Origin of the sequence: Shimia litoralis (genome assembly GCF_005518135.1) — a bacterium.
Classification (GTDB): Bacteria; Pseudomonadota; Alphaproteobacteria; order Rhodobacterales; family Rhodobacteraceae; genus Shimia_E; species Shimia_E litoralis.
The window spans coordinates 39,305-60,153 of sequence record NZ_SULI01000010.1 but is presented as its reverse complement, the minus strand read 5'-3'; the positions used below and the strand labels follow the sequence as shown (position 1 = coordinate 60,153).

The window sequence follows — 20,849 nt, the reverse complement described above, 5'->3', positions numbered from 1 at the left end:
AGGCCTCGCGATGTTCGCGGGGCCTTTTTTATTGTGAGCCAGCTAACCTCTGTGCAATCCTAAGCTTAGTATGCACAAGGACAAGCTTGGAGAGTATCGCGTGGTCACATCGTCTGGTTATGAAATATATACGCTTACACTGGACTTTCTTGCCAAGCACCCATTTGACCTCGCTGCCGCCCCGGACGCCTTCCCCGAAGACATCTACAAAACCGCGATGGAAACCTTGTTTGCCTCGCGTACAATTTTGACCGCAACTGATTGGGCTAAGTCTTCAAACTCTAAAATGCATCGCCCCCCTGATGGAAACGATCACGAGGCCATACGCCGAACTATTTTCGCCACCCGAAACGTTGCCGATGATGTGTTGGCGTCGTCCGTCTTTGCGCCCTCTCAGGATGTCATAATTCTGTTAGATCATGTCCCGTCTGTACGCTTTGGCTGTGTCTCTGGAAAGTTCGAGCGCATTGTGGCGGTAGCGGGCGTGGTCGCGGCGACAGGGATTTTTGGGGTCGCGCTGGATCATTACTTAACCCGCCCTAATTTTTCGACAAATTGTGCACTCAATATCACGTCCCCAAAGGCGCTCCCGACACATTTTGCCACGCAACTAAGCATGAAAAATGCAATGTTGTTTGATCCAGAGAATAAAGCGTGTGTGGTTCTGCGCCAGCGGTTGCTTGAACTTGCAGGGTATTACCAAGGGCCTATTGATGGCGTGTATGGCGACATCATGATTGGTGCAGAAATCGCCTTTGCAACAAAGCACATGCTTGCACCAGAGAAACTGGATACGTTGTATACGCGCCTATCCGATACGCTTTGAACAAGGCACGGGGTAGCTCCGCTCACGTGACGTCATCATGTTCACACAACTCTGTCTGTCCTAACTTTGTCGAAAGACACACACAGGATCGCGCATGTTGCATACTGAAATCCAGACACCTCATGGCCCGCACACAGCGACCGCATTGAACCTGTCCGATAACGGACCAGCATTACACTTTTATCATGCAAACGGCTTTGGTCCGGAATGCTACATGCCGTTCTTGTCTCATTTAACCCCGCACTATGCCGTCAGCGCGCTGAAAATGCGGCCATTGTGGCCCACCCAGCCGATGCCGGTCGCGCGCAAAGGCTGGCGGCAATACGGCGATGATCTGATTGCTTGGCTTGATCACCAGAACCTCGGGCCTATCCTTGCTGTTGGGCATTCGATGGGGGCTATTGCAACCGCCTATGCTGCAAATGCGCGCCCCGATTTGTTTCGCGCGCTGGTACTTATTGAACCTGCTGGAGCCAAGCGGATGAATGCTGCACTTTTGCACAGCCTGCCTTACCGCTACCGCCACCGGATCAAGGTCGTGGACAATGCCTTGCGCCGGCACACGACATGGTCTGATCCCGAACATGCGTTTTCACATATGCGGCAAGACCCTGTTTATAAACGCTTTGACGATGCGCAGCTGCGCCATCTTGTGACCGAGACGACCACCCCGCACGAGTCAGGACTTGTGCTGGAATACCCGCGACACTGGGAAAACCACAACTATTTGACCGCGCCATATTCCCTTCCTGCTTTGACGCGCCTGTCAGTCCCCACACATATTATCATGGCAAAACCCAGCTTCTTTAGCGCGCCGGAAACCACGGCCAAGCTCAAAGCCAAACGGCCGGATATCGAAATCACGCACATGCCAACACATGGGCATCTATTGCCATTAGAAGCGCCTGATGCGGCCGCCAAAGCCACGTTAGAAGCTGTCACTCAGCTGGCCAACTCGACGGCCGATCCAGCCAAGGGCCTTGCCAAAGCGTGAGGATGTAGGTCACAAGTTTGCATCCTTGGAAACGGGCCGCACCTATGCAAAACCTCACCGCCGATCAAATTATTTCCCGCCTTGACCTTCAACCACACCCAGAAGGCGGATTTTACCGTCAAACATGGATCGCGTCGGGCCATGAAACGGGCCGGTCCGTGGGCACCAGCATCTATTTCTTACTCAAGGATGGCGGATCAAGTCACTGGCACAAGGTCGATGCCACTGAAATCTGGCACTATTACGCGGGCGCCCCGTTGGTGTTGTCGCGATCTGAAACCGACCATGGTCCTGCGACCGATGATATTCTTGGCCCGGATATTGGAGAAGGACAGTCCCCGCAGCTGATTGTCCCAGAACATCATTGGCAGGCCGCGCGCACGTTGGGGGCTTGGACTCTGGTTGGTTGCACAGTGTCGCCTGCGTTTGAATTTGACGCTTTCACTCTCGCCCCGCCCGGCTTTGACATTCCACGCCTGTAACAACACCACCCAGCCCCGGAAACATTCGGACGAAATTGGCAGGGCTCCAGCCGCGCTTTGCCCCTGCAAGGGCAAAGCATATCCTGCGTGCATGCCACGCATGCACCCCGCTTGAATAAGGCCGCCCAGTGCGCGCGCGCTATTTTCCGTCGGGCTGACTAAGGAGACCGCCGCCAACCAATGCGCCCACACCCGTTGTGCTGGGACAAGAGGTTGGCAAGCCCTTGGCCACACGAACAGCAAGATATGCAAATGCCTGTGCTTCAAGCATGTCCCCATCAAGACCGACGTCTTCCACTGGAACAACCGGGCAATCCAAGGACACCCGCAACATTTCCATCAATACGGGGTTCTTTCGCCCGCCCCCCGTGACCAAAACTTTTTCGGGAGGGGCCGGTAAATGCGTCATGCCAGCAGCAACCCCGGTGGCACACATGGCCGTCAGCGTTGCCGCTGCATCCGCATCGGACAGTTCTCGAACCAATTCAATCATTTCAGAAAAATCATTTCTATCCAACGACTTTGGTGGAATTTTCGAAAAATACGCCTCGGCCAGAAACAACTCGAGAGCCCCTGTTTCAACGGTTCCTTGCATTGCAATTGATCCATCAAAATCACAATCCAAACCAAGACGTTCGCGCATCAGATCATTGAGTGGCGCATTGGCAGGACCTGTGTCAAATGCCAGCAGCGCCCCTTCAGCTTCGGGCGCAGGTTGGCGTGGGTCCACCCACGTGATGTTGCCAACGCCCCCAAGGTTCAGAAAACACAATGGCGCCTGCGCCCCTATCCATTTTGCACAGGCGAAATGGAAAAACGGTGCCAACGGTGCGCCTTCGCCACCTAATTCGACATCGGACGACCGAAAGTCAGACACGACGGGGACCCCCAAGGCTTGTGCCAAAACCGCGCCATTTCCAACCTGAAGCGTGCCGCGCCCTCGCGGATCATGCGCAAGGGTCTGACCATGAAACCCAATCAGGTCCACGTCCGGAAAGTCGGACAGAACCTCTTGGTGCACCGCGTCGATCACATCTGTCGCGGCCTCGACCTGTGGGCCAAACCATTGCCCAAGAGCAGCGGTCAAACACTGGCGTTCCGCGCCAGTGTACGGCCTATATGCGTGTGCACCAAAGCCTGTGATGACCGTGCCATCGGTCTCGACGATGGCCGCATCCACCCCATCCAATGACGTTCCAGACATCGCACCGAGGGCGCGAAGTGTATCTTTGCCTGATTTGGCCTTCAACATGGCCTTTTCCTTTGCCTCAACGCCGCCTATACACAGCCGGCACATAATACGGGACCGATACCATGACCTACCACCCCAAATCGGAATTCATCCGCGTGATGATGGAACGCGGCTTTCTAGCGGATTGTACCGATTATCAGGCGCTTGACGAGGCTTTGATGAATGGCGTGGTGCCAGCCTATATCGGCTTCGATGCAACGGCAAAGTCCCTGCACGTCGGTAGCCTGATTCAGATCATGATGCTGCGTTGGCTACAAAAAACCGGACACAAGCCCATTACCTTGATGGGCGGCGGCACAACCAAGGTCGGAGATCCGTCGTTTCGCGCCGATGAGCGCCCGCTTTTGACCGCAGACCAAATTGACAGCAATATCAGCGGTATCAAACAGGTGTTTGCCAAATATGTGACCTATGGCGATGGCCCAAGCGACGCGTTGATGCTCAACAATGCTGAATGGCTCGACAACCTGAACTATCTCGAGTTCTTGCGCGATATCGGGCGGCATTTCTCGGTCAACCGCATGTTGGCGTTTGAATCGGTCAAATCACGCATCGACCGCGAGCAGTCTCTGTCGTTCCTCGAATTCAACTATATGATCCTGCAGGCCTATGATTTCCTTGAGCTGAACCGTCGATACGGTTGCTTGCTGCAAATGGGCGGCAGCGACCAATGGGGCAATATTGTCAACGGAATCGACCTGACACGCCGTGTGATCGACAATCAGATATTTGGCCTTACATCGCCGCTTTTGACCACATCAGATGGTAAGAAGATGGGCAAATCCCAAGACGGTGCTGTCTGGCTAAATGCTGACATGCGCTCGCCTTACGAGTTTTGGCAGTTCTGGCGCAATACCACCGACGCTGATGTCGGTCGGTTCCTCAAATTGTACACAGAGCTTCCGATCGATGAATGTGAGCGTCTTGGAGCGCTGGAAGGCTCGGAGATTAACGACGCCAAGATCGTTCTGGCCAACGAGGTCACAACGCTGTGCCATGGTGCCGAAGCAGCCGCCGCAGCGCACGCCACGTCACGTGAAGTGTTCGAAAAAGGCGGCGTTGGCGATGATTTGCCGACACTGACCTTAACCGCCGCCGACGTTGCCGACGGGATTTCAATTGTCCAGTTGATCGTGAAATCCGGCCTTGCAAAAACAGGCAAGGAAGCCAAGCGGTTGATCGCTGAAAACGGTGCCAAGCTTGATGACGCGCCGCTGACCAATGCTGGTTTGATGATTGATGCGGCGGCGTTGGCCTCTCCGATCAAGTTGAGCGCAGGCAAAAAGCGCCACAGTCTGGTGCAACTCGACACGTAGATCACATGGCCCGCCCCCGCGAGGGGGCCGGCCCATCCGGCCTGATATCAGGCGGCCAGCAGCTCCCGCGTTTCTACCCACTGGACAGGTGACCACGGCCTCGGCTATCTGAACACATGTTCATTTCCCAAGGCCTTCGGAGGTTCCCCCTATGAAACTCGACACCACAGCTGCCATCATTACCGGAGGCGCGTCCGGCCTCGGCGAGGCAACCGCCCGCCATTTTGCAGCAAACGGCGCAAAAGTTGCCATATTCGACTTGAACGAAGAGCTAGGTCAAAAAGTTGCGGCCGAATTGGGCGGGACATTTCACAAGGTCGACGTCACCGACGAAGACTCGGTCGCGGCAGGAATTGCACAAGCCAAAGAGGCCATGGGGGGCATCAATGCCGCCGTGAACTGTGCGGGGATCGCCCCTGCGGTTGCTACGTTGGGGCGCAAAGGCCCGCATCCGCTTGGCACCTTTAAGCAAACAATCGATATCAATCTGGTCGGAAGCTTCAACGTTGGACGTCTCGCCGCCGAAGCCATGGCAGACAACGACCCGGATCAGGACGGTGCGCGCGGTGTCATCATCAACACGGCCTCCATCGCGGCCATGGATGGTCAACGTGGCCAAGCCGCGTATGCCGCCTCGAAAGGCGGGATTGTCGGTCTTTCTCTGCCGATGTCACGCGATCTGGCAAAATACGGCATTCGTGTCATGGCCATTGCCCCGGGCATTTTCTTGACGCCCATGCTGATCGGGTTGGGACAAGAGATCATCGACACCCTGTCACAAGATGTGACCTGCCCCAAACGACTGGGTGACCCGAACGAATACGCCCGCCTTGCCCAATTCATCGTAGAATGCGGGTATATGAACGGCGAAGTCATTCGGATCGATGGTGCCCTGCGCATGCAGTAATGCCACTGCAAAACCGCGTTCAGCCCACATCGGACATATTGGCCGTTCCCGTACGCGGGCAATTTATGGGCAATCGCGGAATATTACATACCGATGATCGCCAGTTGAGACATGTCCGCTGGCGACATCAGGCTTGGGTGTGTTGCCTGACGGACTTCAAAAACCGAAAACGCCCACTTATGGCGCCGCGCCATTACACCGAACTGTTTTTCTTTGACGAACCCGTGGCACTTGCCGCAGGTCACCGCCCCTGCGGGGAATGCCGACGTGCGGCCTATAAGGCCTTTCTTGCAGCAGCAAACCATGCGGGGCCAATTGCAATCTTTGATCAAAAACTGCATCAGGCCCGCGCCGTTCCGCGAACATTTGGACAGCGTCGCGCGATCCGGCACTTTGATGACCTGCCGGATGGCACCTTTGTCCAAATGGACACTGGTCAGCCTGCGCTGATCTGGCAAGATGCCCTGTTTCCCTATCAGCCGAGCGGCTATCTCCCCCCTCTGACACGGCCAAAATCGGGCGAAACCCGCGTGTTAACACCCGGCCCAAGCCTGATTGCCTTGCGCGAAGGGTATCAAGTTTCTCCGCGCATCGTAGAGACCTGACAGCGCCCTAGCCTTCGGCTTTTTCCTCAAGCACGAGCCACTCTTCCTCTGCATCCGAAAGCGCATTGTGACGTTCCACCAAAGCATCCGTCGCTTTCTGAAACTTGACCGGTTCCTTGGAAAACATCTCGGGGTCTGACATGAACTCTTCGAGTTTGGCAATCTCGGCCTGAAGCCGTTCTATGATACCGGGCAGCGCATCAAGCCGATGTTTCTCTGTAAACGACAGTCCGTCTTGGGGGGCTGTTGCCTGCTTGGACACCACAGATGCTTTTTGCTTGGACTTGCTTTCTTTCTTAGGGGCATCTTCGCCGCGCTGCGCGCGATAATCGCTCCAGCCGCCCGCATAAACCGTGGCCTGCCCATCGCCTTCCATTGCCACAGTTGTCGTCGCCACGCGATCCAGAAAATCGCGGTCGTGGCTCACCAACAGCACAGTGCCGTCATAGTCATCCAACAACTCTTGCAGCAGATCCAGCGTTTCAACGTCCAGATCGTTGGTCGGTTCATCCATCACCAAAACGTTGCTTTCCTTGGCCATCAGTTTGGCCAAAAGCAATCTGGCTTTTTCGCCCCCAGACAAAGACCGAACCGGTGCGCGCGCCTGACGTTCATCAAACAGGAATTCCTTGAGGTATCCCACCACATGGCGCGGCATGCCGCGTACCATGATCTGATCCGCCTTACCCGAGACACGCATATCCGGATCGCCCGTCAGACTGTCCCAAAGGGTCATGTCCGGATCAAGTTGCGCGCGTGCCTGATCAAAGACGGCAGGCATCAAGTTCGTGCCTAAGGTCACGGTGCCGCTATCGGGGGCAATTTCCCCCATCAACAGCTTGATCAACGTGGTTTTGCCAACACCATTTGGCCCGACAAAAGCGATTCGATCGCCGCGCTGCACCGTCAAAGACAGCTCTTGCACAATCGACTTTTCGCCAAATTCCTTGGTGATCGATTTTGCATCCATCACCTTTTTGCCAGACTTGGTCCCCGCCTGAAGCGCCATAGCCGCCCCGCCTTGGCGCCGAATCATCGAAGAGCGTTCCGCGCGCAGATCACCCAAGGCACGCACGCGCCCCTGATTGCGCTTACGGCGTGCACTGATGCCTTCAACCGCCCACCGCGCCTCTGACTTGATCTTACGATCCAGCTTGTGGCGCTGCATGTCTTCATCTTCCCAGGTTTTGTCACGCCACGCCTCGAACGCATCAAAGCCTTTTTCCTGGCGCCGCACCATTCCCCTGTCAATCCAAAGAGTTGCACGGGTAAGTGCACGTAAAAATGCCCTGTCGTGCGAAATCAGCACATAGGCAGTGCGGGTCGTTGCCAGTTCATTTTCAAGCCAAGCAATCGCTTCGATATCCAAATGGTTGGTGGGTTCGTCCAACAACATCAGATCCGGTGCTTCGGCCATCAGGCGTGCCAGCGCCGCGCGGCGCCGTTCTCCGCCTGACGCGGTGTCTACGGGACGGGCAGGATCAAACTTGAGCCCCTCGCCTGCTCGTTCGACCTTGTACATTTCGCCAGCATCCAAACCTGCCGAGGCAAAATCGCCCAACGTCGCATATCCGCTCATGTCAGGATCTTGTTCCATGTACCCCACGGAATTGCCGGGCGGCACGACAATGTCCCCAAGATCTGGCTCTACAAGACCGGCCATGACCTTCATCAGCGTGGATTTTCCGGACCCGTTGCGCCCGACAAGCGCCACGCGATCACCGGGCTGCACCACAAGGTCCAAGCCATTGAATATCGGATCTCCACCAAAGGTCAGGGAAATGCCGTTCATTTGTAATAAGGGTATACGTGCCATGCTCTCGGGCTAAACCGGAGACAGGGTCAGGTCAACCAACCCAGAGCCGTGTTTGGAAAAATACCCACATCAAGCAGCCATGATTCGCAACAATCGCTTGCGGCTGGCCGGAATTGCGCGAATCTCAAGTCCGGTAAAAACATGAAGCGTGTTCAGCTCGTGGTCCACCACAGCGTGGTCGCTGACCCAGCCCCCCATCAAAAGATAGGTCCGCAACAAAGGTGGCATGCGCAACTGTGCCAGTTTCAAATCAGGTTTGCGCCGCAACCGCGCTGCAAACTGGAATACATTTGGGGCTTTGATTTTGGGCAACCAGCGCTTGGGGGCCAGATGCCGATCCCGCAAAACTGCAAACGAATCAAAATAGGCACCTGCATCCGTTCCAAGAAACGAAGAACATCCAAACAACATATCAACCGAGTTTTCATCGACATATCGCGTCATTGCCGCCCAAGCGACACGCACAATATCAGGATCGTGATAGTCCGGATGCACGCAGAACCGTCCCATTTCGACCATGGTGCCTTCGAAGGCACGCAATGCACTAAGTTCGTAAAACTGCGCCGAATATGTGCGATCAATCTCTGTACCGTTTTCAAGCGGCAGATAGCGAAAGCAACAGACCAAAGTGCCGCTTGATATCTCTTCGACCAACATATGCGTACAGCGAGGATCAATTGCATCGCAATCCAGTACACCATCATCATACCCAAGAAAGCTAAGCCGACGCAGTCGCTGCGCCGCTTGGACATCTTGGTCTGTGATGGCGTGACGCGCTCTGTATTGCCCTTTGATCACCCCGACCATTTTGATGCTCCGCACTCATTATTCCCCAAACATAGAGGAAAACTTGCAACATCAGAATGACAAATCGGTGTTTCTCTAGAAACCAGTCGGAGAAATGTTTCCGATATTTCCCAATACCTTTTTCAAGACTGACTCGTCTTCGATCCCATTATCGGTCACACGCCGAGCAATCGGCACCTCTTGTCCGTCTTCCAAATTGTATCGTGCGATCTTTTTTACACGCTCAGAAGAATCGAATGTGATCGCAACCATCTGGCGCTCCAAGACTTTGGGACGTCTCGCACCATAATGTCTGACCCGCGTACGTACGTAATAATAGCCGCTTTTGTTCAGAACCCCACCCGCAGACGGCGTGCCCACAGCTTCGGCAACCGAATCTCTTGTGTCGACACCCACCTTGAGTTTCGCCAAGTCTTCTTCGAGCGGAACATACCCGTGATTTCGGTACTGCGTCGTGCAAGCCACAACCACCGTCAGGCAAAGCCCCAGTATCGCCAGTTTCCAACGTTTCGATCTTGCCGTCATAACTGCCCTCTTGTCTTGGCTCGCATCGCCTTCTATCCCGCTTACAGAAACAATCCCCTTGGTTCAAGAATGGAAGCGCCAAACACATGACCGGAGAGACAGCCCATATTGCCCCGTATCGCGTTGCAGACCTGTCCCAACGCAGCCCGACACGGTTTTCACTGCGCCCGGATTCGGATTTTCTCAAAGCGCTTTGCGAAACCCTTAAGGTATCTGACCTGCGAAAGGTGACATTCCAAGGCCAAATCAGTGCCCTTGATAAAGCCGACTGGAGCTTGGAAGGGCACCTAGGCGCCACAGTCGTACAGCCCTGTGTGGTCACGTTAGCCCCCGTGACCACACGCGTCGAAGCAGATGTCACGCGGCGGTATTTGGCCCAAATTGAAACATTCGACGACGACGAGGTCGAAGAAATCGAGATGCCAGAGGACGAAAATGCCGAGCTTTTGGGCACACATATCGATGTGATGGACATTCTCGCAGAAGCGCTTGCGTTGAATGTGCCGCTGTATCCGCGCGCAGAAAATGCCGATCTGAAAGAAACAGTCTTTACGGAGCCGGGGAAAAAGGCCATGACGGACGAAGATTCCCGCCCCTTTGCTGGCCTCGCGAGTTTGCGTGGCAAGCTGTCAGGAGACGGGGAAAAATAACCCCTTGCGTCTTGCGAAATTCACAGTATTTTCGCGCGCTCATTGGAATTTAGAGTTGGACTTGGCCGCGCGTTCCGCGTAAAGCCTCGGAACGCTCAGGAAATCGGGCTCGATGCCCCAGTAAATCGAAGGTTGCGACAATGGCTGTCCAGCAGAACAAAGTTTCGAAATCGCGCCGCAACAACCGTCGTGCACATGATGCATTGGTTGCCGCGAACCCGAATGAATGCCCTAACTGTGGTGAGCTCAAGCGCCCCCACCACGTATGTGCCTCTTGCGGTCAGTACGACGACCGTGAAGTTGTCGCCATGGTCGATGACGTCGATCTGGACGAAGACGCGGCATAAACCAACTGGGATTGCGTCCGCATGACCGCTCTTAGCGAAAACCCGAAATCGGGTGCCGGACGCACCACAATCTCTGTTGACGCCATGGGTGGCGATCGCGGGCCGGCAGCTGTTGTTGCCGGCATTTCGCGTTCGGCCAAGGTGAATCCAGATATCCGCTTTATCTTGCATGGCCCCAAGGCCACGCTTGAAAAGCTTGTCGCCAAAAAGAAACCACTGGCCGGGCGTGTCGAGATTCGCGACGCCCAAGATGTGGTGTCTATGGAAGACAAACCCAGCCATGTGATGCGTAACGGCAAGGCCACATCCATGTGGTCTGCAATTGATTCTGTGCGCGCCAAAGAAGCAGACGTCTGTGTGTCCTGTGGCAACACAGGTGCGTTGATGATGCTATCTGTTGTGCGCCTGCGGAAATTGCCCGGTGTGAACCGCCCTGCGATTGCTGTGTTGTGGCCCTCTCGCAGCGCGCAAGGCTTTAACATCATGCTTGATGTCGGAGCAGATATTCGCGCCGACGAGCAAGATTTGCTTCAATATGCTTTGATGGGCGCATCTTATGCGCGCAACGGCATGGAGCTAAAGCGCCCGCGCATTGGCCTGTTGAATGTCGGCACCGAAGAACACAAAGGCCGCGCCGAGCTTAAGTTGGCGCATGACCTGATTACGCAAAATGCGGATGCGGCAGAATTTGATTTTGTCGGTTTTGTCGAAGGCGGTGACATCCCCGGAGATGTGGCGGATGTCATCATCACCGATGGTTTCACTGGCAATATCGCCCTAAAAACGGGTGAAGGTACTGCAAGCCTGATCGGCAGTCTGTTGCGGGAAGCCTTTAAATACTCGCCTTTGTCGCGCCTCGCCGCGCTCTTGGCATATACATCCCTAAACCGCCTGAACGAACGCATTGACCCCAGACGGGTGAATGGCGGCGTTTTCTTGGGTCTGAATGGCACTGTGGTTAAATCGCACGGCAGCGCCGATGCGACCGGTGTGTCAGCTGCGGTAAAACTGGCGTTCAAATTGTCACAGTCTGGCTTCTCGGAAAAACTGGCTGCGCGGGTTGCATCCGCCGTAAGCCTGCCCCAAGATGACCCGATGTCAAAGGACAATAACGGAACAACATCATGACTCTACGCGCCGTCGTAAAAGGCGTTGGGCATTATTTGCCCGAACGAATTGTTCCAAACTCGGAATTCGAACAGACGCTTGATACATCCGACGAATGGATTCGGAGCAGATCTGGTATCGAGCGACGTCATTTCGCCGCCGATGGCGAAACGACGTCTGATCTTGCTGTGCACGCGGCAAAAGCAGCTCTGACCAATGCCGGCATGCAGCCCGATGACATCGACGCCATCGTGGTCGCGACATCGACGCCTGATTTGACCTTCCCGTCTGTGGCGACAATGGTTCAGAGCAAACTGGGTATGACGCAAGGCTTTGGATTTGATGTCCAAGCGGTATGTGCCGGATTCGTTTTTGCGCTGACCAACGCCAACGCGCTGATTCTGTCAGGGCAATGCAAAACGGTTTTGGTTATCGGGGCGGAAACCTTTAGCCGTATCATGGACTGGACAGATCGCGGAACATGCGTGCTGTTTGGGGATGGTGCAGGCGCATTGATCGTCGAAGCCCAAGTTGGCAACGGCACCTCTGATGATCGCGGTATTCTGTCGGCCGATCTGAATTCTGATGGCCGTTTCAAAGATATGTTGTTTGTGGATGGGGGTGTGTCGACAAATGGCGAGGCAGGTAAACTGCGCATGCAAGGCAACGCATTGTTCCGCCAAGCCGTCGAAAAGTTGACATCAACCGCGCACACAGCCCTTGAAAAAATCGGCCTGTCCGACGACGACGTCGATTGGATTGTCCCACATCAAGCCAATATTCGCATCATTCAGGGCACTGCCAAAAAGATGGGCGTGCCAATGGATCGTGTCATTGTCACCGTACAGGATCATGGCAACACATCTGCCGCATCAATCCCGCTTGCACTGTCGGTTGGCGTCGAAAAAGGTCAAATCAAGACCGGTGATCTGTTGGTAACCGAGGCCATTGGCGGCGGTTTAGCGTGGGGAACCGTGGCCTTACGCTGGTAAGGCCGTGAACTTTCCCTATCAATGTGACCATATTCACAGATAAACAGCCCTTTCCAAGTGGTTGATATTGACTCGTAAAATTGCTTCCCCCTACAGTTGCTGTAAATAAGCGAGGGGGAACGACAATGACCGAAAAAACAATGACACGCATGGATCTAAGCGAGGCCGTATTCCGAGAGGTTGGCCTGTCACGCAACGATTCTTCGCAATTGGTTGAAAGTGTTCTCGCGCATATGTCCGATGCATTGGTTCAGGGCGAGCAGGTCAAGATTTCGTCGTTTGGCACCTTTAGCATCCGCGATAAAGCCGCCCGGATTGGCCGCAACCCGAAAACGGGCCAAGAAGTGCCAATTAATCCACGCCGGGTTTTGACATTTCGTCCGTCACACCTCATGAAAGACCGCGTTGCAGACGGCAACAAAAGCTAAAACGGAGCAAGAGCGATGGGCAGTAAATCCAGAGACGCCTTTCGCACGATCAGCGAAGTTGCTGATTGGCTGGATACGCAATCGCATGTTCTCCGGTTTTGGGAGAGCAAATTCACGCAGGTTAAGCCCGTCAAGCGTGCGGGCGGCCGTCGATATTACCGCCCTGCCGATATGCTTTTGTTGGGTGGTATCAAAAAGTTACTGCATGATGATGGCCTTACAATCAAAGGCGTGCAGAAGCTTCTGCGCGAGAAGGGCGTGAAACATGTGTCTTCCCTTTCCCCGCTTCTTGATGACCACGAAGAGATCACTCAGGAGATCGCCACGCCCGAGATTTCTGAGGACACGCCTGACACTAACGACGAGCGCGGCACCGTATTGAACTTTGCCACGTCTCAGCCAGCGTCAGACACGACACCGGTACCCGACGCGCAAGCCACGCCACAGGACACGCCCGAAGATTCGCCGCCGATCGCCGATCTTTTTCAGGCAAAAAGTTCTTCTCAGAACGAAAGCACGCCAGAGATCGCCGATACGCCAGAACCTTCATCCGACATCCCTCCGAGTGAGTCTATTCCTGCATTTGTTCAGCGTGCAAGCATCCCCCCAGCAGAGACCAAGCCGGCCATCGACACTCAAACTTCTGAGCCCGCGCGTGATGAAGTTTCTGACTCAAACGCCGAACACACGCCTGTAGAATCAGCCGCTCCAGTCAGGGCTTTGACCGACGACACAGATGCTCAGCCTGTCGACGAACCAAAAGAGGCGCCCGAATCCGACCCAGTTAAGACATCAGAGACACCTGACGCTCCAGATTTTTCAACGAGCGACACCTCTGTTTTGACAACCCTTGCCTCAAGTTCTGGCGTGTCAGCCACCAACAGGCCGCAAGCTCAGGCAGTACTTGCCCAGTTGAGGACCCTGCGTGACCGGATGACCCAAAGCGTGGATGCCTGAAAAAAGTTGTGCTTTTTGACTTGCCCCTGCCCCCAAATTCGCTATGAACAGCCCATCGTCGGGCTATGGCGCAGCCTGGTAGCGCGTCCGTCTGGGGGACGGAAGGTCGCAGGTTCGAGTCCTGCTAGCCCGACCATACAAAATCGCCCGCGTGCCGTAAGGCCCGGGCGTTTTGCATATCCGGGGAGACGACGATGACAGGTGTATTGCCAAGCCAAGCCATTGAAGAAATGGTGAATTCAGGCGAGATCACTGCCACGCACCCCGTGCTCGCAGAACAAATCCAACCCGCTAGCCTTGATCTTCGACTGGGCATGGTCGCTTATCGTGTGCGTGCATCCTTTTTAGCAGGCGCAGATCGTTCGGTTCAGGATCGCCTGTCAGAGTTCGAAATGCATCGCATTGACCTGTCTGATGGCGCCGTGTTGGAAAAGGGCTGTGTCTATGTTGTGCCCCTTATGGAGTCTCTTGACCTAACCGAAGGTGTGCAAGCCGTCGCAAATGCCAAGAGTTCGACTGGACGGCTTGATCTGCTGACTCGCACCATTACAGATGGTGGTGTTGAGTTTGACCGCATCCCAACCGGATATTCTGGGCCGTTGTATGCCGAAATCTGCCCTCGTTCATTTTCCGTCCTTGTACGTCCGGGCATGCGCCTGAATCAAATTCGGTTCCGTGCCGGACAAAGCATCCTGTCCGATCAGGATCTCGCTGTGCTGCACGACCGTAGCCCGTTGGTCGATGGCGACGCGGTCATCGATGACGGTCTTGGCTTTTCCGTTGATCTTGAGCCCACTCAGGGCGATTTGGTCGGCTATCGTGCCAAACCCCACACAGGGGTGATTGATCTAGACAAAATTGGTCATTACGACCCAGCCGAATACTGGGAAGAGGTGCGCAGTGCAGATGGTATGATCATTCTTGATCCCGGTGCATTTTACATCCTTGTAAGCCGAGAAGCGGTTCACATACCGCCAGCTTTCGCAGCCGAAATGGCCCCCTATCTGGCGATGGTCGGAGAGTTTCGGGTTCACTATGCTGGCTTTTTTGATCCGGGATTTGGGCATGACGCAGCTGGTGGTTCTGGATCGCGCGGCGTGCTGGAAGTCCGCTGTCACGAAGCGCCGTTTGTGTTGGAGCATGGCCAAGTGGTCGGCCGGTTGGTGTATGAACGTATGGCAGATGTCCCAACCCAACTGTATGGGTCAGGTATCTCATCCAACTATCAGGGTCAGGGTCTAAAACTATCGAAACACTTCAAGGCGTTATAACCCCTATTTCAGGTTATCCCCCTGTGACAAATCCGGTGTAATTCCCGCTTGAACGCCTCTTTCAAGATGCGTCGACAGCACAACATAAGTGCGCGTACCTCTGACGCCCGGCATATCATACAGACGCCACAGGAAGCCCTCCATGGCTTCTGGACAATCCATCCGTACCTTTAGAATAAGACCGGTGTCGCCTGTCACTGCGTGCACTTCTTCGACTTCTGGTAACTCTCCCAACGCCATGATGCCTTCGGTTTTGCCCCAGCCAGCGGCCTCGACATGCACAAATGCCAAGAAATCCTTGCCCAAGGACGGTCCGTGTAAATCCGCGCTGGTGCGCTTGATCACGCCCGTCGCCCGAAGTCGCTTGACCCGTTCATGCACTGCAGGTGCCGATAGGCCCACCTCTTTGCTGAGATCAGCATAGCTACGTGTTGCGTCTTCGCTCAAGGCACCTAATATTTTTCGATCCAAACTGTCCAATGCACGCCCGCGACCCGCATTTCGCCGAACATCATCTGTTTCTTCTGGCTCGCGATCCATTCCATATTCCCCGAATGAAGTTCTGTTGATATCAGAATAGCCGAACCATGTTAGAGAATCCAAGAGACTGAGATATGATCCTTCTGCTTATGATATCTGTTGGCCTCATTGGCGCTAACTCCCTGATTTTGTCCCCCATTGCGGCAGATGTAGCGCGTGGTTTGGGCGCAGGGTCGGCAGCCGATGTAATGACTGCCTCGGCGATCTATGGAATCGGAGTGGCCGGGTCTGCCCTGTTGCTTGCGTCGCGCGCAGACCGAGTTGGCGCGCCCAAGGCGTTGCAGCTGGCGCTTTGTCTGGTGATTGTTGGGTTGGGCCTAAGCACCGCCGCCCCAAGCTTGTGGTGGCTGTCGATTGGTCAAGGCATTGCAGGCATCGGCGTTGGCATGGCCTTGCCTGCGATCTATTCACTGGCTGCCATTATCTCCCCCAAAGGCCAGGAGGCCCGGACAATGGGCATGGTCTTGACCGGCTGGACCCTTTCGATGGTCGGCGGTGTCACGGCCTCGGCCTATATCTCCGAGCTGGCGGGCTGGCGAACTGTGTTTGGTGTTCTCTCGATCGGCATGGTCGCAATTTTGGTCACCATTCGGCGGACACACTTTCCCCATGTCGCCCCATCTGGCCACGCAACATCGCCCATCAGCGCGTTGAAGGTCTCCGGAATTATGCCGGCTTTGTTCTCGGTCGCGGTTCTTGGAACCGGTTTCTACGGAATTTACAACTACTTGGGTGCCCATTTGGTTGGTGCGCTTGATCGGAGCGTGAGCGATGCGGGCTGGCTGACACTTTCTTATGGTCTGGGTTTTGGCGCGGCCATGCTGTTTGATCCTTGGCTTGATCGCGTCGGTCCACGATGTGGGCTTTTGGTGGTGTTTGCCGGACTGTCTGTGTTCTATGTCGGGATGTCTTTGGTCCAAGCCAACTATGTCTGGCTGATTGCGGCTATGTTTGGATGGGGTGTTCTTCAGCACCTTGGCCTGAACCTGACGGTAAGCCGTCTTAGTATGCTGGATCCAGGTCAACGCGGTGCAATCATGGGGCTGAATTCAACCATGATGTACCTAAGTGTATTCTGCGCAACAATTCTGTTCCGCCCAGCCTTTGAGTTCAACGGCATTCAAATGTGTATGTGGATTTCCGCAAGCCTTGCTGTGTTGGGCGCAGGCGAAGCCATCACGTCACGACTGCGCGCCAAACAAACACTGGCGTCCTAGAAACGACCCAACCGACGCAACGCACGTGTGCTCTGGCGCAGACGCGTCGACATTTGCTTGCCATCTTGTTGTAAGGCGCGCTCGTCTTGGGGCGTGGCGCGCCCTGCACTATCCTTTTTTGACAGCGCATTCACACCCGCGTCGATCCCAAAGCTCACGAAACGGCGCACTACCATGCGGGTCACCATGTTTATCAATTGGTTCGCGTTCATACTGGCCTCGGTTTTGTTTTGTTACCTTGACACCTAATATAGACGGAAAATGTGCAAAATATAAGGCTTTGCCCGAAATTGTCTGAAACCCTAGTCCTCAAACAACTCTGACTGCCCCTCTGTGGCCTCATCCTCAACGTCTTCGCCATCCCTCACCGTGGGCATTGCACCCGGTGGCGGCCGGTTTTCCAAGAGCCCGGCAGCTCTGAGTTCCTTGAGTCCCGGCAAGTCTCGCGCATTCTCAAGCCCGAAGTGATCCAAAAATTCGGTGGTCACCACAAACGTGACGGGGCGCCCAGGGGTCATCTTGCGACGGCCAAATCTGATCCACTCCATTTCCAAGAGCTGGTCAACGGTGCCTCGGCTGACGCTGACCCCGCGAATTTCTTCAATTTCTGCACGGGTTACCGGTTGGTGATATGCAATGATGGCCAATGTTTCGATCGCGGCCCTCGAAAGCTTGCGTGTTTCAACCATTTCTTTCTGCATCAAGAAGCCAAGATCAGGTGCAGTGCGCATCGCCCAAGCATCCCCCACCTTGACCACACGCACACCGCGCCCTTCATAGCGCTTGCGCAAATGCACCAACGCCTCGGCCGCATCACAGCCGTGTGGCATGCGACTGTTCATATCTTTGATCGTCACAGGGTCAGCGCTGGCAAACAATATGGCCTCGCACATGCGCTCTTGCTCTGCGATTGGGGGCGCCTCAAACAGGCTCTCTTCTTTGTCTTCCACAGCCTCAGGCATGGTCTTCATCTTTCTTACGGACTTGGATCGGGGCAAAAAGCTCGGGTTGCCGGATTTCAATTTTGCCCTCTTTGGCCAACTCAAGCGAGGCCGCAAAGGTCGCTGCCGTCGCCGAGCGCCGCTTTTTCGGATCGTTCTCCCATCCTTGCGGGAGATAACTCAGGATATCGGTCCACTGGCCAGCAAACCCAATGAGACCGCGCATGCGATCCAAGGCCTCTTCCATGGTATACACAGACTCGCGATCCATCACGAACGGGCGAAAATCATCGCGCGTCCGGATGCGGGCATACCCCTGCATCAAATCCAAAAGGGTCGCCGTATATGTCACGCGCCGCACCCGCTGAACGTCTTCTGGTACCCCGCGTGCAAAAAAGTCGCGTCCACGCCGATCTTGCGCCATCAACTTGGCAGCGGCATCCCGCATCGCCTGTAACCGCTCGAGCTGAAACGCCAGATGCGCAGCAAGCTCTTCCCCAGAAGGGCCGTCTTCTGTGGGGTCAGGCGGAAGCAGCAATCGTGATTTCAAAAACGCCAGCCACGCGGCCATCACCAGATAATCAGCGGCCAGTTCAAGGCGCAGACGTTTTGCGCGCTCTACAAAGGTCAAGTATTGCCGGGCCAATTCCAAAACTGAAATCTTGCGCAGGTCGACCTTTTGCGTGCGCGACAACATCAGCAGCAAATCGAGAGGGCCTTCGAACCCCTCGACGTCAACAATCAGCGCCTCAGCAGCAAGGCGTTCAGCAACCGATTGTGCCTGTGTATCTTCAAAGCTGTCTTCAGCCATGCCCCAGCCCAATAACAAGGGCTTTAAGTTCAGCATCAAGCGCCGAAATGTCAACAGAAACGGGTTCAGACCGGGCTTGGAGCACTGCAATCGCCCGTTTTTGGGCTATATCCGTCATTTCTCCGGATGCATCTACAACCTGTTGCATTTCGGACAGGGTGCCGTTGCAGTGCAAAACAACATCACACCCGGCGGCAATCGACGCCTCTGAGCGTACCGCCAATGGCCCGCTCAGCGCCTGCATTGAAATGTCATCTGTCATGATCAGCCCATCAAATCCGATCTCTTGCCGGATCATGGACATCACCTTGGAAGAGGTGGTTGCTGGCGCATCATCAAGGGCTTCGTACACAAGATGGGCGGTCATCCCCATCGGCAGATCATTCAACGCCTTGAACGGCGCAAAATCGCGCACCAAATCTTGGGAGGACACGGAAACACGGGGTAAATCCAGATGACTGTCCGCTTGGGCGCGGCCATGACCAGGAATATGTTTTAGAACAGACAACACACCGCCGTCGCGCATACCATCCGCCACAGCGCGGCCAAGACGCGCCACATGCACAGGATCATCGCCGTAACATCTATTTTTCAGAAACGGGTGCGTGGTGTCACAGGCAACATCCACCAGAGGCGCACAGTTTGCATCCACGCCGACAGCGCGCAAATCAAGCGCCGTAAGCAGGTACCGCAAATACATGGCTCTTTCGGCGTTTTCGCCAGCAGCTTGCACGAAATCTAGGGGCGCAGGCCACGCGCGCGACAAAGGTGGCCGCAGTCTTTGAACCCGCCCACCTTCCTGATCAATCAAAATAGGGGCATCAAACCCGACACAGTCACGCAAATCTTGGCACAACGCCGATATCTGATCCGCCGACTCGATGTTGCGCGCAAACAAGATAAACCCAAACGGCCGCGCAATTTTGAAGAACGCGCGCTCCTGAGACGTCAAAGAAAGCCCTTCGCACCCCAGAATAGTGGCCCCAAAATGGCTCACCGTGTGGTCACCGGAATACAGTCGGCTTTTTCTGCCTTGAGTGCCGAACACAGACGCCGTGCGTCATTTACGTCGTTAAAGCCCATCGCCCGCAACCGGAAGAACACGCGGCCACCGCTTGTGGCTTTTTGGATAACGCGCGTTTTGTCACCGAGATAATCCCCAAATCGGGCATTCAGCTTATCCCATTCGACGACCGCGATTTCTGCACTGGCGAATGCGCCCAGTTGCACCATACGTGTACCCGCCGGAATATCTCCTGCTTGTACCACGGTTGGCAACGCCGCAGCCGCCGGGCTTGCTGATGCGACCTTTACCGCCTGCCCCAAAGTTGCAGGACGCAATTGCGGACGCAGCGATGTCTTGATCCCACCCTTAATCTTGGGCTTGGCGGGTGCCTCAGCTATGGCTTCTGCTTCGGGCATCTCGTCAACCGGTCCCAAGGCAACCTTGACGGGGGCCGTATCCGCAGGACCTGATGTGCTCAGCGGCGTGGTATCTCCGGCGATCTGGGCTGCAAGCGCCTCGATCGACATCATTTCTTCATTTTGCAAAGGCTCTGGGGCCACAATAGCTTGCGCTGGCGATGCCGCGCGGGCGGGTGTCGAAACACCAGTACTGGAGGCCGTGGGCGCGGTCGGAGCGCGGGCCATCACAACATTTGTATCTTCTTCATTCAACGAAATCGGTGCTGGTGCCAGCACAAAGCGATCTGCTGGTTTACCCGCTGTGCCGATGGCGGCCACATCATTGACCGACAATCCTTGGTGATCTGCCTGGCGCCCACCCGGGTTTTCGGGTTGAATACGCATCGGGCCTTCGACAGCGCGCACAACAGGCACCCCGCTTACATCCCGTATCAAGAGCTTGTACCCCCAGACACACGTCCCAACGACAAGCGCCAGCGAAATCGCCGCCCCTGCCCAATTGACCACGGAGGTGCCTGTGTCTGCCACGGATGGGGGCACGGTTTGCCCCGACATCGGAATCTCTGCCATAATCGCCTCGCTGCCGCGACGATACGTTGTCGCCGGGGTCATCTTGCCTTTGCCTCAACCCCG

At 55.3% G+C, this 20,849-nt stretch carries 24 protein-coding genes and 1 tRNA gene; 15 read left to right on the top strand and 10 right to left on the bottom strand.

Features of this window, described 5'->3' with window-relative positions:
* The first annotated feature begins 70 nt into the window (after positions 1–70).
* The 3 genes from FAP39_RS10155 to FAP39_RS10145 all read left to right on the top strand — a co-directional run bounded on the left by FAP39_RS10155 (position 71) and on the right by FAP39_RS10145 (position 2,302).
* Positions 71–826 carry a peptidoglycan-binding domain-containing protein gene (locus FAP39_RS10155; RefSeq protein ID WP_138016288.1) on the top strand — a complete coding sequence of 252 codons (756 nt, stop codon included), beginning with the start codon at positions 71–73 and terminating at the stop codon, positions 824–826.
* Between the two features lie 94 nt (positions 827–920).
* Entirely contained in the window at positions 921–1,820 is a 900-nt protein-coding gene (locus tag FAP39_RS10150) for an alpha/beta fold hydrolase (protein WP_138016287.1), read from the top strand.
* Positions 1,821–1,864: 44 nt separating this feature from the next.
* A complete protein-coding gene (locus tag FAP39_RS10145; RefSeq protein WP_138016286.1) occupies positions 1,865–2,302 on the top strand; it encodes a cupin domain-containing protein in 438 nt (145 codons plus the stop codon).
* 139 nt (positions 2,303–2,441) lie between these two features.
* On the opposite strand, the gene FAP39_RS10140 is transcribed toward FAP39_RS10145, so the two are convergent.
* Complete coding sequence (locus tag FAP39_RS10140; RefSeq protein WP_138016285.1) at positions 2,442–3,554, bottom strand: anhydro-N-acetylmuramic acid kinase; 1,113 nt, start codon at positions 3,552–3,554, stop codon at positions 2,442–2,444.
* Between the two features lie 62 nt (positions 3,555–3,616).
* Between FAP39_RS10140 and tyrS the strand changes: the two genes are divergently transcribed.
* The 3 genes from tyrS (at position 3,617) to FAP39_RS10125 (ending at position 6,382) form a co-directional block, all read left to right on the top strand.
* Positions 3,617–4,870: a tyrosine--tRNA ligase gene (gene tyrS / locus FAP39_RS10135; RefSeq protein WP_138016284.1), complete on the top strand. Its 1,254-nt coding sequence runs from the start codon at positions 3,617–3,619 to the stop codon at positions 4,868–4,870.
* A 151-nt stretch (positions 4,871–5,021) separates the two neighbouring features.
* A complete protein-coding gene (locus FAP39_RS10130) occupies positions 5,022–5,777 on the top strand; it encodes an SDR family NAD(P)-dependent oxidoreductase (RefSeq protein WP_138016283.1) in 756 nt (251 codons plus the stop codon).
* Positions 5,777–6,382, top strand: coding sequence for a hypothetical protein (locus FAP39_RS10125; RefSeq protein WP_138016282.1), 606 nt, complete (start codon positions 5,777–5,779; stop codon positions 6,380–6,382). The genes FAP39_RS10130 and FAP39_RS10125 overlap by 1 nt, the downstream gene beginning before the upstream one ends.
* Positions 6,383–6,389: 7 nt before the next feature.
* Here FAP39_RS10125 and FAP39_RS10120 read toward each other — a convergent pair whose 3' ends face one another.
* The 3 genes from FAP39_RS10120 to FAP39_RS10110 all read right to left on the bottom strand — a co-directional run bounded on the left by FAP39_RS10120 (position 6,390) and on the right by FAP39_RS10110 (position 9,530).
* On the bottom strand, positions 6,390–8,198 hold the full coding sequence (locus FAP39_RS10120) for an ABC-F family ATP-binding cassette domain-containing protein (RefSeq protein WP_138016281.1): 1,809 nt from the start codon (positions 8,196–8,198) through the stop codon (positions 6,390–6,392).
* A 69-nt stretch (positions 8,199–8,267) separates the two neighbouring features.
* Positions 8,268–9,005 carry a GNAT family N-acetyltransferase gene (locus FAP39_RS10115; RefSeq protein WP_138016332.1) on the bottom strand — a complete coding sequence of 246 codons (738 nt, stop codon included), beginning with the start codon at positions 9,003–9,005 and terminating at the stop codon, positions 8,268–8,270.
* Positions 9,006–9,080: 75 nt separating this feature from the next.
* Positions 9,081–9,530, bottom strand: a complete 450-nt coding sequence (locus FAP39_RS10110) for an outer membrane protein assembly factor BamE (protein ID WP_138016280.1) — start codon at positions 9,528–9,530, stop codon at positions 9,081–9,083.
* A gap of 86 nt (positions 9,531–9,616) precedes the next feature.
* On the opposite strand from FAP39_RS10110, the gene FAP39_RS10105 reads away from it, so the two are divergent.
* The 8 genes from FAP39_RS10105 (at position 9,617) to FAP39_RS10070 (ending at position 15,282) form a co-directional block, all read left to right on the top strand.
* On the top strand, positions 9,617–10,180 hold the full coding sequence (locus FAP39_RS10105; protein ID WP_138016279.1) for a YceD family protein: 564 nt from the start codon (positions 9,617–9,619) through the stop codon (positions 10,178–10,180).
* A 140-nt stretch (positions 10,181–10,320) separates the two neighbouring features.
* Entirely contained in the window at positions 10,321–10,527 is a 207-nt protein-coding gene (gene rpmF / locus FAP39_RS10100; RefSeq protein ID WP_138016278.1) for a 50S ribosomal protein L32, read from the top strand.
* 21 nt (positions 10,528–10,548) lie between these two features.
* Positions 10,549–11,655, top strand: a complete 1,107-nt coding sequence (gene plsX, locus FAP39_RS10095) for a phosphate acyltransferase PlsX (protein ID WP_138016277.1) — start codon at positions 10,549–10,551, stop codon at positions 11,653–11,655.
* On the top strand, positions 11,652–12,626 hold the full coding sequence (locus FAP39_RS10090) for a beta-ketoacyl-ACP synthase III (RefSeq protein ID WP_138016276.1): 975 nt from the start codon (positions 11,652–11,654) through the stop codon (positions 12,624–12,626). Before plsX ends, FAP39_RS10090 begins: the two co-directional genes overlap by 4 nt.
* Positions 12,627–12,751: 125 nt before the next feature.
* Positions 12,752–13,054, top strand: coding sequence for an integration host factor subunit alpha (ihfA, locus tag FAP39_RS10085; RefSeq protein ID WP_138016275.1), 303 nt, complete (start codon positions 12,752–12,754; stop codon positions 13,052–13,054).
* Positions 13,055–13,069: 15 nt separating this feature from the next.
* Positions 13,070–14,011, top strand: a complete 942-nt coding sequence (locus tag FAP39_RS17785; RefSeq protein WP_246059068.1) for a MerR family transcriptional regulator — start codon at positions 13,070–13,072, stop codon at positions 14,009–14,011.
* A gap of 59 nt (positions 14,012–14,070) precedes the next feature.
* Positions 14,071–14,147: transfer RNA gene (locus tag FAP39_RS10075), tRNA-Pro, on the top strand.
* Between the two features lie 58 nt (positions 14,148–14,205).
* Complete coding sequence (locus FAP39_RS10070; protein ID WP_138016274.1) at positions 14,206–15,282, top strand: 2'-deoxycytidine 5'-triphosphate deaminase; 1,077 nt, start codon at positions 14,206–14,208, stop codon at positions 15,280–15,282.
* 3 nt (positions 15,283–15,285) lie between these two features.
* Here the strand turns inward: FAP39_RS10070 and FAP39_RS10065 are convergent, their stop codons facing one another.
* The gene (locus tag FAP39_RS10065; protein ID WP_138016273.1) at positions 15,286–15,822 is read right to left on the bottom strand and encodes an Lrp/AsnC family transcriptional regulator; all 537 of its coding nucleotides are present in this window, start codon (positions 15,820–15,822) and stop codon (positions 15,286–15,288) included.
* A gap of 74 nt (positions 15,823–15,896) precedes the next feature.
* On the opposite strand from FAP39_RS10065, the gene FAP39_RS10060 reads away from it, so the two are divergent.
* Positions 15,897–17,039, top strand: coding sequence for an MFS transporter (locus FAP39_RS10060; RefSeq protein ID WP_138016272.1), 1,143 nt, complete (start codon positions 15,897–15,899; stop codon positions 17,037–17,039).
* On the opposite strand, the gene FAP39_RS10055 is transcribed toward FAP39_RS10060, so the two are convergent.
* From FAP39_RS10055 to FAP39_RS10035, 5 genes are all read right to left on the bottom strand, one after another.
* Entirely contained in the window at positions 17,036–17,251 is a 216-nt protein-coding gene (locus tag FAP39_RS10055; protein ID WP_138016271.1) for a hypothetical protein, read from the bottom strand. The two genes, FAP39_RS10060 and FAP39_RS10055, sit on opposite strands and share 4 nt — an antisense overlap.
* Positions 17,252–17,341: 90 nt before the next feature.
* A complete protein-coding gene (gene scpB / locus FAP39_RS10050; RefSeq protein WP_138016270.1) occupies positions 17,342–18,001 on the bottom strand; it encodes an SMC-Scp complex subunit ScpB in 660 nt (219 codons plus the stop codon).
* Positions 17,994–18,791 carry a segregation and condensation protein A gene (locus FAP39_RS10045; protein ID WP_138016269.1) on the bottom strand — a complete coding sequence of 266 codons (798 nt, stop codon included), beginning with the start codon at positions 18,789–18,791 and terminating at the stop codon, positions 17,994–17,996. Before FAP39_RS10045 ends, scpB begins: the two co-directional genes overlap by 8 nt.
* Positions 18,784–19,788: a beta-N-acetylhexosaminidase gene (gene nagZ, locus FAP39_RS10040; RefSeq protein WP_138016268.1), complete on the bottom strand. Its 1,005-nt coding sequence runs from the start codon at positions 19,786–19,788 to the stop codon at positions 18,784–18,786. Before nagZ ends, FAP39_RS10045 begins: the two co-directional genes overlap by 8 nt.
* Positions 19,785–20,828: an SPOR domain-containing protein gene (locus tag FAP39_RS10035; protein ID WP_138016267.1), complete on the bottom strand. Its 1,044-nt coding sequence runs from the start codon at positions 20,826–20,828 to the stop codon at positions 19,785–19,787. The genes nagZ and FAP39_RS10035 overlap by 4 nt, the downstream gene beginning before the upstream one ends.
* Between the last annotated feature and the right edge of the window lie 21 nt (positions 20,829–20,849).